This window comes from Pseudoalteromonas sp. T1lg76 (assembly GCF_002964725.1).
In the GTDB taxonomy this organism is placed as follows: domain Bacteria; phylum Pseudomonadota; class Gammaproteobacteria; order Enterobacterales; family Alteromonadaceae; genus Pseudoalteromonas.
In genome coordinates this window covers 1-10,846 of sequence record NZ_PQCE01000004.1, presented here as the reverse complement: position 1 = coordinate 10,846, position 10,846 = coordinate 1, and the positions used below count along the sequence as shown (strand labels likewise).

Annotated in this window: 6 protein-coding genes and 3 tRNA genes; 4 read left to right on the top strand and 5 right to left on the bottom strand. The window is 45.9% G+C overall.

From position 1 onward, the window contains the following. Positions 1-296: 296 nt before the first annotated feature. Positions 297-1,712 carry an alanine/glycine:cation symporter family protein gene (locus tag C2M35_RS00995; RefSeq protein WP_105200430.1) on the top strand — a complete coding sequence of 472 codons (1,416 nt, stop codon included), beginning with the start codon at positions 297-299 and terminating at the stop codon, positions 1,710-1,712. Positions 1,713-1,742: 30 nt separating this feature from the next. On the opposite strand, the gene C2M35_RS00990 is transcribed toward C2M35_RS00995, so the two are convergent. Next, positions 1,743-3,356, bottom strand: coding sequence for a Na/Pi cotransporter family protein (locus C2M35_RS00990; protein ID WP_199774373.1), 1,614 nt, complete (start codon positions 3,354-3,356; stop codon positions 1,743-1,745). Between the two features lie 122 nt (positions 3,357-3,478). Between C2M35_RS00990 and C2M35_RS00985 the strand changes: the two genes are divergently transcribed. Then, positions 3,479-4,810, top strand: coding sequence for an NfeD family protein (locus C2M35_RS00985; protein WP_199774374.1), 1,332 nt, complete (start codon positions 3,479-3,481; stop codon positions 4,808-4,810). Between the two features lie 3 nt (positions 4,811-4,813). Then, positions 4,814-5,590 (top strand): slipin family protein, encoded by a 777-nt coding sequence (locus tag C2M35_RS00980; protein WP_105264419.1) that lies wholly within the window; start codon positions 4,814-4,816, stop codon positions 5,588-5,590. 164 nt (positions 5,591-5,754) lie between these two features. Here C2M35_RS00980 and C2M35_RS00975 read toward each other — a convergent pair. Both C2M35_RS00975 and C2M35_RS00970 read right to left on the bottom strand, forming a co-directional pair. Further along, positions 5,755-5,828 (bottom strand) — tRNA-Cys (locus C2M35_RS00975). Positions 5,829-5,864: 36 nt separating this feature from the next. Then, a tRNA-Gly gene (locus C2M35_RS00970) sits at positions 5,865-5,940 on the bottom strand. A gap of 540 nt (positions 5,941-6,480) precedes the next feature. Between C2M35_RS00970 and C2M35_RS00965 the strand changes: the two genes are divergently transcribed. Beyond that, positions 6,481-7,761: a hypothetical protein gene (locus tag C2M35_RS00965; RefSeq protein WP_105264418.1), complete on the top strand. Its 1,281-nt coding sequence runs from the start codon at positions 6,481-6,483 to the stop codon at positions 7,759-7,761. Between the two features lie 73 nt (positions 7,762-7,834). Here C2M35_RS00965 and C2M35_RS00960 read toward each other — a convergent pair whose 3' ends face one another. Further along, positions 7,835-9,643 carry an Ig-like domain-containing protein gene (locus tag C2M35_RS00960; RefSeq protein ID WP_105264417.1) on the bottom strand — a complete coding sequence of 603 codons (1,809 nt, stop codon included), beginning with the start codon at positions 9,641-9,643 and terminating at the stop codon, positions 7,835-7,837. A 1,120-nt stretch (positions 9,644-10,763) separates the two neighbouring features. Continuing rightward, positions 10,764-10,839, bottom strand: a tRNA-Gly gene (locus tag C2M35_RS00955). Positions 10,840-10,846: the final 7 nt, after the last annotated feature.

Below are 10,846 nucleotides of genomic sequence, written 5' to 3'. Positions count from 1 at the left end.
AAGTAACTTTTCCGTCTAACTTTCCCGACCACTTTGCTCGTTGCTTTTCAGCGTTGTGCTCCGTGTCGGTGGATGCGCATTATAGGGAGAAACGATTTCGACGCAACCCCTTTTTTAAAGAAAATGACAAAAAGATTTCACCCCCACTTTTAACTACACCCTACCCACCAGTTATTCACAAATTCCTGTGGATAACCAAATGAATTAGCTATCTTATGTACTAAGGCACTAAAAGTTTGCTCGTCTATATGCTAGATTGCGCCTCAATTTTTTACTCGTTCAAAGGTACTCTTGTTATGACCGAAATCGCTAACGCTATTAGCGGCCTTATTTGGGGGCATGTACTTATCTATCTGCTGATAGCTGCAGGTGTATTTTTCACTGTTCGTTTGGGCTTTATTCAATTTCGAGACTTTGGGTACTCTTTTAAAGTCATGTTCGCTAGTCGTGAAGGAGCCAAAGGCGGTATCTCATCCTTCCAGGCTTTCTGTACTTCACTTGCCGCTCGTGTTGGTACCGGTAATATGGCCGGCGTTGCCGTTGCCTTATACCTAGGTGGTCCGGGCGCGATTTTCTGGATGTGGCTTATCGCACTAATAGGTATGGCCACCAGTTTCGCTGAAAGCACCCTGGCCCAGGCCTACAAAATAAAAGATGAAGAAGGCAACTTCCGTGGTGGCCCAGCTTATTATATGGAGCTTGGTCTAGGTAAGCGCTGGATGGGGGTGCTATTTTCACTCTGCCTTATCCTGGCTTTTGGCTTGGTCTTTAATGCCGTACAGGCTAACTCCATTGCCGCAGCCTTTAATGTGGCCTTTGATATTCCCAAGTATGCTGTTGGCATAGCCCTGGTGATTGGCTCCGGCTTTATTATTTTCGGCGGCCTTAAAACCATTGCCCGCTTTGCCGAAATCGTGGTGCCCTTTATGGCCATTGCTTATCTTCTATTGGCTATATATGTATGTGCGGTCAACGCGGAGCAATTGCCCGGCGTATTTATGCTGATCATTGATCATGCTTTCGGTATTGAGCAGGCTGGTGCCGGCGCCATTGGTTATGGCGTTATGCAGGCTATGATACAAGGCATAAAGCGCGGCCTGTTTTCAAATGAAGCTGGTATGGGTAGTGCTGCCAACGCCGCCGCCACGGCTACGCCTAACCCGCCTCACCCGGCCTCTCAGGGTTATGTGCAGATGCTTGGCGTATTTATTGATACCTTAGTGATCTGTAGTGCCACGGCGGCGCTGATTTTATTATCGGGTCAACTTGAACCTGGCTCTGGCCTGACCGGCATTGCCTTAACCCAACAAGCATTAGTGACACACGTTGGTGAATGGGGCTCAACCTTTATCGCCATCGCTATTTTATTCTTTGCCTTTACCTCTATCGTTGCTAACTACTCTTATGCAGAAACCAACCTGCTGTTTTTGGAGCACAACCATCAAAAAGGCATGTTGATCTTCCGCTTATTGGTGCTCGCCATGGTTATGTTTGGCTCGCTCGGTGAGATTAAGCTGGTGTGGACACTTGCAGATATTTCCATGGGGATGATGGCCATCGTCAATGTTATCGCTCTGTTTATGCTTTCAGGCGTGGTGATCTGGTTAGCTAAAGACTATCGCAGACAACTTAAGGCTGGAGACGTACCCACTTTTAATCGTCGCGACCATAAAAAGCTGGATAAGGACTTACCCCCGGGAATTTGGGAGTAATAATGAAGGCCGCACTTGCGGCCTTTTTTGTTATTTAATTTCTTGCCACCGATTAAGATGCAAACAAACCCGGCGAATATGGTAGATAGTTTTTTGCAGATGCCGATATTGCTCCAAGTAGTCCTCGGCCTCTGGTACCCCCAGCCGGCCTACGGCTATATCATGCATCCGCTGAGCTCGGGCCCTCGCTAACTCGCTTTCCACTTCGTCACCCAGGCTCTGCGCCTGTTGCCACAAACGGAGGTTGTCACCTTCATTAATACTCAGCATCATATTATTCAGGGCTTGCTCCGTATTTATAAGGAGTGCGCTAAAATGCCCGTTTCTCATAATAAGTTCGCCATCTCTGTCATACCATGGGGCATCACCCAAGACTTTGCATCTTTCATGCAAACGCTGCATATGATCTAGAATATGAATCAGCTCCAGTAACTGAGACCAGCTCGGTTTATCTTTTTGCTGTAAATGGATCAGGTCAACATAGACATGGGTTTCGTCCAGTGCACTTTGAAGCTCGGGAAAAGAGGGAGCATTAACAAAGTCTCCCGGCTTTAGCCGAGTGCGAAGATAACAGAGGAGATCATGAAATTGCCGATACACACTGGCATGAACCGTTTTTAAAGCAAGGTCCACATCCCGCAATAAGGTGTTGTCCAATGCCTCGGTGTACGACTGCCCCCGTTGAGGAACCAGCATTCGCATGAGGTGCTCAAACTGATTGGTAAAAGGCAAAACCAAAAACAGCCCCAAGACATTAAAGAGCGTATGAAAGGCCACCAGAGCCAGCTGCGCCTGGGTTTCAACTGATTGTGTGAACAGCCATTGCCAAAGATACACAAAGGGTGTAATAAGCAACAGCGCCATCATTGCCGTTAAGACATTATAAATTACGTGCGAAAGGCCAGTCCGTCGCGATGCAACCGAGCCACCCAAGGTCGCAACCAAAGCAGTCACCGTAGTACCCAAATCCATGCCTATGATCAAGGCGGCGGCTTGATGAAAGTTAATACTACCTGCATACAAGGCGGTGAGACTCGCCGCTACGCCGGCACTTGAGGACTGGGTAACCAGGGTAATGGCGACCCCAAGGAGCAAAAGTTGTATTCTGCCAAGCCAGGTATCCGGACCAAAGGTTTCTGGTGTTAATACCTGCTCAAACCCGGACAGACCACTTTGCATCATGCCGATGCCAACAAAAATAACGGAAAATCCCGCTACCGCCATGGCCAGTGAGGCTCGCTTTCCCTTTAAAAACAACTTAGCAACCATGGCAAACAGCAATAAAGGCAAGATCAAACTGGTCAGTTGAAGCTTAAAACCTATCAACACCACTAACCAGCCGGTTATGGTCGTGCCTACATTGGCACCAAAGATAATCCCCAAGGATTCTTTAAAGGTTAACAACCCGGCTGAAACAAAACCGACGGCGGCCACAGTAGTGGCGCTTGAAGACTGAAGGATAGCCGTGCTGCAGGCTCCAGTGCACGCTCCGGACACAGGGCTACGTGTTAAGGACATCAAGGCATTACGGATCCGCTGACCAGCAAGTTGATATAAGGCATCGGTCATTATGGTCATGCCCAGTAAAAAAAGCCCCAACCCGCCTAGCGCTTCAAGGAGATGATAGGTCTCGATCATGGTCATTGTTAATCAACTCACTACGCCCAGCTTAGCGTATTGTCGGTATTGCTTTGATATTAGTTGTAAATAACGCAGCACTCCAACTGGGACTATACTTTGACAAAAGCATCAAGTTCATTGTGATCATGATACGAATTTTCGCCTTAGTCTTGCTGTTGACCACATTTTACTCTTTGGCGCAACAACCAACAGAGCAGCAGCCAACAAACATAGTCCAGGAGATCCGCATAGAGGGGGCTATCGGTCCCGCAGTGGCAGATTTTGTCGTTCGCCAAATCAATAAGGCCAATGCTCTGTCACAGCCCCTGCTGATGATCACCCTGGACACTCCTGGCGGATTAAGCAGCAGTTTGCGGCAAATTAACCAAGCGGTATTAACTTCCTCTGTTCCCGTCGCTTGTCTGGTGTATCCTCAAGGTGCTCGCGCCGCCAGCGCCGGCACTTACCTGTTATACGCCTGCCATATTGCCGCCATGGCTCCGGCCACCACCTTAGGCGCCGCAACGCCGGTGAATATCGCCGCGCCTGGGCAAGGTCAGCCTCAAGGAGAAAAAGAGCAAACCCCAAGCGCCATGGATAAGAAGATGCTCAATGATGCTATTGCCTATATTCGCTCACTGGCGCAGCTACGCGGACGCAATCCCGAATGGGCAGAGCAAGCGGTGCGCGAAGCGGCAACCCTGACGGCATCGGAAGCCATGAAAGAAAACGTCATCACTCATCTGGCCGACTCCCCCACAGATCTATTGGCTCAGCTTGAGGGGTTTAGCATCAAAAGCGGTGAGCAACAGATAAAGCTGACGCTAGCAGGAGCTCAATTGCAGCCAGTCGAGCCGGATTGGCGCTTTAACTTTATTGCCACCATTACCGACCCAAACATAGCGTATATATTAATGCTCATAGGCGTTTATGGCCTACTGCTGGAATTTTACAGCCCAGGCATTGGTGTCGCCGGTGTCGTTGGCGCCATCAGCCTTATCGTCGCCCTTTATGCCTTTCAAATGTTACCTCTAAGTTTCTCCGGCCTGGCGCTGATCGCGTTAGGCATTGCTTTAATGGTTGCCGAATCGTTTGTGCCGAGCTTTGGCATATTTGGGCTCGGTGGCATTGCTGCTTTTGTTTTAGGCTCAATTTTCTTAATCGATACTCAAAGCCCCTACTTTCAGATTTCCATTCCGCTAATAGCCGGCGTCGCCTTTACCACAGTCTTAGTGGTGATCTTTATGCTCGGTTATTTATGGCGAAATCGAAATGTAGCAATAGTTTCAGGTCAAGAAAGCCTGATTGGGAAAGTAGCCATAGCCGAACAGGATTTTTGCGGCCAGGGATTTGTAGACGTTGACGGTGAGCGTTGGGCTGCACACAGCGATACCCCCATCAAACAGGGTGTTCAGGTCACCATAGAATCAGTTCAGGGCTTAACATTGTATGTTTCGCCACCTACAGCCAAGGAGTAAGCCATGGAAATCTTCTTAACCAATAGTCAGATCTTCTCGAGCACCATAATACTCTTGCTCATTCTAATCATCCTCAGCGCATTTCGTATCTTGCGCGAATATGAGCGCGGCGTGATATTTTTGCTCGGGCGTTTTTACAAGGTAAAGGGGCCGGGGCTCATTATCGTCATCCCCTTTATCCAACAAATTGTTCGCGTGGATTTACGTACCATAGTCATGGATGTACCCAGCCAGGATGTAATAAGTCGGGACAATGTCTCGGTGCGTGTCAACGCGGTTATTTACTTTCGCGTGCTCGACCCACAAAAAGCCATTATTAATGTAGAAAACTTTCTCCAGGCCACCTCTGAGCTGGCACAAACAACCCTAAGATCTGTGCTGGGGCAACATGAACTGGATGAAATGCTGGCGAATCGAGATATGCTGAACGCCGATATCCAGGAGATCTTAGATGCCCGCACCGACGGCTGGGGGATCAAGGTTGCCAATGTCGAAATTAAACACGTCGACCTTAACGAAACCATGATTCGGGCCATAGCCAAACAAGCCGAAGCAGAACGTACACGTAGAGCCAAAGTAATTCACGCCTCAGGGGAAATGGAAGCCTCAGAAAAACTGGTTGAAGCGGCAGAAACCTTATCAAAAGAGCCTAACGCCATCTTACTAAGGTACCTGCAGACATTAACGGAAATTGCCGGCGAGAAAAACTCAACCATCGCCTTTCCATTACCCATGGAATTATTAAAGGGATTATTTGAAAATAAAGAAGAGAAGAAGTAATACCAATTTTGTTAAGTATGTGATCAGATATAGCACTGGATAAATGATGTGATAACAAGGCAGTATTTTTCTTATGTAGTTATTCTACATAGAAAAATTCCAACGCCGTAAGCATGATATTTAGCCCGCAAGAATGATAAGAGCTTTAATAAAATTGGTATGGATGGAGGCGGAACCCGGAGTCGAACCGAGGTAGACGGATTTGCAATCCGCTGCATGGCCACTCTGCCATTCCGCCCTCTTGAAATGATTGTAGCAACAGAAATAAGGAAGTTGGAGCGAGTAACGAGGTTCGAACTCGTGACCTCAACCTTGGCAAGGTTGCGCTCTACCAGCTGAGCTATACTCGCGTTCCATAATGAGAATCACCGACCTGCTATAAGCTAAAGCTTGTACCATTAACTTACGCAGTAAGACCCTTCCCATCTTACATTCTAACTACCGTTCCCACGAACTCTGCCGTATGAACGAGCGCGTAGTCTAACGAATTACTGAATTCGGTCAACTATAAATTTTAACTTTCTGATCTGAATGATTAAGAAGCGCTCAATTAATTATGTGTCTTAAGAAGTGTAACACTGGTGAACACTGTGTCCCTTGCTGTACACATCAACCCGCCAAAAATTAAATTTCATTAAATTCATACAGTTAATCACATTCCGAGAGCAGTTCAGCAAATTAGGGTGTATCGGCTATGACACAACATAGACCTCGCATCTTATCAAATTAAAATAATTTCTAATAAATACATATGGTTAAGAATTGGCATGGTCTGTGCTCATAAGCATAGCGACGTACTAAAAGTACGAAGTAAAAAGTTTCACTAGGCAATAACTAACTATCACTGTGTATAGGGCCGCAGTTTGTTGTCCATACTCAAAGGAGCTTTTATGAAAACCAAAATGAATTCATGGTGGGGCACAAGCGGGTTTAGTTGTTCCACCTTAACCAACAGCAAATTACTTGCTCTGTTTTTGGTCTTAGGGTTTACCCTTTGCGCACAAAATGCATTCGCCGAAGACCCTGGGGCGCCATCCGACAGAGGTATTCAACCAATGTTTGAATCCGGAAACCCCACCTGTAGTGATCTAGTGGGTGATATCGATGGGCTCGTAGAGTACCGCATCGACGGGAGCGAGTTGGGTAATATGAACCTCGGCGATGGCGATCTAAGTGTAACTATAGATGTTCGACCAGACAAAACGTTTGACTGGACGTCCAGCGGCGGGGTTATCTATTCCATTTTCGTTAAAGGTGGCCCTAATGGCAACCTCTATGACTACGAAGGCACTGGTTTTACATGGGACGGGGGACTTCACTCTCCCGTTAATGAAAAAAATGGCAATTACTATGGCCTTAGTCATGTGTCATTCTGCTATGTCCCAGGTGAACCTGAAATCTCTATCACTAAAACTTGTACAGGCGGAGGACTCAATGAGGCTGGTACCGCACTAATATACAATTATGAGTTAACTGTTGAGAACACTGGTACTTTACCTTTGTTTGATATTAAGGCAATTGATACCACTGCCGAAGATTTGAACCCTGAAGACGAATTACATACTTACACCAAAGACGGCTTGTTGCCAGGTGATACCGAGATGTTTAGTGGCTCCTTTGAAATTGGCGTAAATAGCCCTACAAACAATGCAGAGGTAACCGCCGCGATCGAAGATGGTGGTGAAGTTGCAGTTGAAGACATGACTAGTTTTGAGTGTCCTCCTCAAGACACTAAAGGTGAGTTGTCACTTACCAAAGATTGTGATGTGGTAGTAGTGCTAAACGACTACTTAGACTATGGACTGCAGGTTGATTACCGTGGTGAAGTGTGTAATGAATCTGAAGTAGCCATTTCTGGTGTAGTAGTTCAAGATAATAAAGACCCAACTTTACATCTTATTGGAAATCTGAGTCCAGCGGGTAGCCCCGGCGCTTGCGCCACCTACTCAGGTAGTTATGTTCCCGTACCCGGAGAAGGAGAGTTAGGTGAGAACGGTACTCCAGGTTTTTACGTAGGCGCCTTTACGGATATAGTTAACGCAAGCGGTGATACAGCATTTGGGCAAACAGTTGATGCTACACCAGCAGACGCTTCATGTACTTTATGTCCTCAATGTGTGGACCTAGAAGGGATGTGCCCTGCACCTACATCGGCAATTAATCTTGAATAGGCAAAGTTAAATCGAGATACCAAAAAGCCTGACTCGTTAGAGCCAGGCTTTTTTTTAATTTCAAACGTTATTACTACTTATTCTTACCTTTGCCAGGCCCACCGCTGTTACCACCGTCCGATTGTAGTCTGACAGAAACATAAGCCGTCGAGCGGGTATTACCATCGGTAATGGTGTAGCTAAAACTGTCAGTGTTTTTAAAACGTCGCCCTGGTGTATAACGCAAGGTACCGTCTGACAACAGCTCTACAGTCCCCTTGCTAGGCTGAGTGAATGAAGTTACAGAAGCCGAGGCTTGTGCATCAACAATATCATTGGCCAATACATCGATAATGACGGATACCTTGGCACTTAGGGCTACCGTATCGTCAACCGCTACCACTTCCGGCGCTATCGTTTCATCGGCAACCACGGTATAGCGCACTGATGTTGCCGCACTATAAGCTGAATCGCCACCGTGAGTTGCTTTAATTGACAAGGAATAATCTTTTGCCACGGCTTCTCGCGATGAAGTAACAGCGATAGTCACTTGCCCGGACGCACCCGGTGCCAAAGTTACTTGCTCACTCGTTACCTGCCAACCAAAGGGTACCACAGTACTGATATCAAAACTGGTGCTGGCACAATCGGTTGAGTCATTATTGGTAACACTCACCTGATATTGCACTTCTTGACCGGCTAAAACCGCACTACTCGTAATGGCTTGTGCCTTTATACTCGGCGCGTTAATTGCACAACTGCCCTTATCACCACCGGAGCCAGAGTCAGAGCCATCTAGGGTTACCGTCACCTCGGCCCGAGTGCCATTTGCACTATTAAGGTTGATGGTTACGCCTGAAAGCGGGTCTGTATAGCTGCCGCCAACCGGCATGGCGGGATCATACCAGTCATTTCTACCAGTAGCTTGATAGAACTCTGAGCCGGCTTTAAGATGCAGCAAATCGCTGCTATTTCCATCACCTTCTAGAGCCGAGCGAATCACAATACCACTGGTCACGTCTTCTCGATACAATTGATATGAACGAGCTTCAAGGAAATCGTCAAAGCCCACCGACTGGCGGTATTCAATATAAAACCAGCTCTTTTTACCCGTTGTAGAATCGATACCACGAGGCACCTTAATGGTCACCGGCTCGTTGCTCTGAGTTTCATAATTTGCAATTGAATAGGTACCGCTTTGAGTCACTTCGATTGTTTTAGCGGCATGAGCCCCCTCAAGCCAGCCTAGTCGCTCTTTTTGGAACGTATTGAAATAGCCAATATCTTGTCCACCCATAGCGTCATAGGTATCACCATATTCGCGTCGGGTACACTGTTCTGAAATGGTTTTATCACCACAGTCTAAGGCGCGCGAATGATACAAACCTAGGTTGTGACCTAACTCATGGGCGATCGTTTTAGCTGCAAAACCACCGTTAATCCAGGCACGTGATGGCGTACCCTGCATAGTTCCCTGCCCAGCACTCCCACAGCCTGTCTTAGTCATTAAGTAAACGATACGGTCATACTGCTCTAATTGGATACCTGAGGCGATCGCTTTCTGATCGGCAGCATCCTGAACTCCAGGATAATCGCATACCTGATTGGAAACCGGCAGTGTATACCAACCGACAACCTGACCTGAAAGCCAGGTTTGACCAAAGGAGTTTTCCTTGTAGAAATCGTTCACAGTTCCAAACACCAGGTCATTTGCTTCACCCGAGGTCACTGGTTTCTCATTTGGATTTTCTTTAAAGTTAAGCAACATTACCAGAGTCTTTTGTTGCCCTAGTGCACTTGCAGCTAGTGCAGGTTGCACACTTTGGAAATATACGAACAGTACCAGTAAAAAAGATAAACTCTTATACATCCCTGCCTTAGTTATTTTAAGTTTTGCTGTCATCGCTACACCTGAAATAATTTATGTAAATAATTGAAATCTCATATAAAAGAGAAATCAAAAAACGGCAAAGGTAGTGAATTAAGACAATAAAAACCCTTGGTCCATAGAAATTGAACCAAAAACTGTACGCTTTTATTGAGCTGCTAAATCACAACCAGAATAAAAAAGGCGGCATAATAGCAAGACGAAAGGTCAAAATTCAACCAAATTAAGGTGTGAAATTGAATAGATTTTCGCCAATGGAAATTAAGCTTGCCACATCAATTACTTAAATTTAAGACTCAAATCTATAACGAAAACTTTTCTTATAGTTATAAAGCGCACTCGCTTGAACTGCATGGCTGAAAATAAAATAAAAACAACCAAATCAAAAGCTTAAGAATAGAAAAGAAGCAAAAATAAAATTAAGCAGAGAATCGACACCAGGTAATAAACACCTTTTTATCCCGTCGATACTCATGCTGTTTTTTTAGTGTGATGGATAATAATGCAGCTAGATGAATGCGAAATGACTAAATTATGTTCAAAAAATAACACCCTGACCTAGAAGAATTTTAAATTGAAAATAAAAGTTACTTTGTGAGGTTTTGCCAAACCACCAGGGCAATGAAAGGCTAATTGGCCAAGGTTTTGAGTCACTGTGAATGCAATACCTGGATAGCTCAAAAAAGCTGGGCGCCCCGCCCATTACTCAAACTAACACCTCAGAGTTTAGGCAACCCGCGAGTAAGTATCGGCTGATAAGCTAGGCTTGCAATGAAAGAATACAATAGGTCTAGAGGGAAGATAATAGTAAGGCTAACCTTAAATAATTATCGTCACCGCGACAAATATTAACCCGCTCCTGGGCGCCACCCGCAATAAAAATACGATGCCAGGTTGAGCACAGAGATAAAAAGTATCAATGAGTCATATGGTTACTAAGTTCTGTTATCAAGGCAATGTGTGAAATAAACGAAGGGAGGTCCAGTATAACTAACAGCCGGAGCAGTTAGGTTTAGTAATGCAGTAAACACCAGGGGTTTTATTAACTTTAGGTATAATTAAGCGTTCGACAATTTTATATGGCGTTTTTTATTATTTTATTAAGAGAGGGATTTGATTATGAATCAGAGGAAATTGGAGCGAGTAACGAGGTTCGAACTCGTGACCTCAACCTTGGCAAGGTTGCGCTCTACCAGCTGAGCTATACTCGCGTTCCAT